Here is a 906-nt window from a genome sequence, read left to right on the forward strand (position 1 = left end):
GAGGCTTATTCACAAGGGGTAACCAGCAGCCAAAAACACCAGACCCCGCACCACCGAAAACACCCGCCCATACAACCCCAACGGCCGCCTGAACCCCGTATGAAGAATCCGCCAGGTCTTGATGCGTGCGATGACCCTCTCCACCACCGACCGTAGCCGATTCAGCACCCGATTATTTCGCTTCTGCTCCTTGGTGAGCTTCTGCCCAGGCTTACGCTTTGCCGGGGTAACTAACCCCAGACCCACGTAGCCCTTATCAGCCAAAGTCGAAGAATCAAGTAGTTGATCTAGACTATGGGCTCTGAAAGCATGAGCATCATGTCTAGCACCAGGCAACGGGTCAGTGATAGCCAGGAGCCTGCCATCGAGGGTGCAGATGACCTGGTGATTAAATCCTGCTCGTTTATGCTTACCAGAGAAGTTTCTTTTCCCTTGTGAACGCCAGTTCCAGGTGGGAATAAGGGTTCCGTCAATCACGAGGGAACCTGATGCTTTTAGCCCCTCTTGCAAGGGTCTGTTCAGTGGTTTGAGAACCTGGGTGAGTGCTTTTTCGATGGTGCTGATAGTCCGCGAGATGGTGGGCTGTGAGACGTCGAAGAGGTGGGCGAGGGCTTCTTGAGTGATGTTGTGTCGGTAGCTCAGTAGTGTTACTTTGAGGGCCTTAGCCAGGGTAAGTCTGCGGGGTTTTTCGGCTGGTTTGGTCCAGGTGAGGTGGGTGTTGAGGGCTGTGAGGAGTGTGGCGAATTGCGTGGCGGTGAGGCCGGTTGTACGCTGGTGTAGCAACGGTTCTTCCGGTGTGGCTTGAGGTTATTTGTAGTGATTTAACCCTCTTATTTTTGTCACCTGGTGGGGCCGTTGTCTAGTTGGTGGGGGTGGGTGTGTGGACCCCCTTATGAATAACCCTCA

General features: G+C 54.0%; 1 protein-coding gene. It reads right to left on the minus strand.

Annotated features, from left to right (window positions below; all coding sequences use genetic code 11):
* Positions 1-9: 9 nt before the first annotated feature.
* Entirely contained in the window at positions 10-783 is a 774-nt protein-coding gene (locus ACMXX3_RS11700; protein ID WP_185173408.1) for a transposase family protein, read from the minus strand.
* Positions 784-906 lie beyond the last annotated feature (123 nt).

It is taken from the genome of Rothia nasimurium, assembly GCF_049068285.1.
GTDB lineage: Bacteria > Actinomycetota > Actinomycetes > Actinomycetales > Micrococcaceae > Rothia > Rothia nasimurium_I.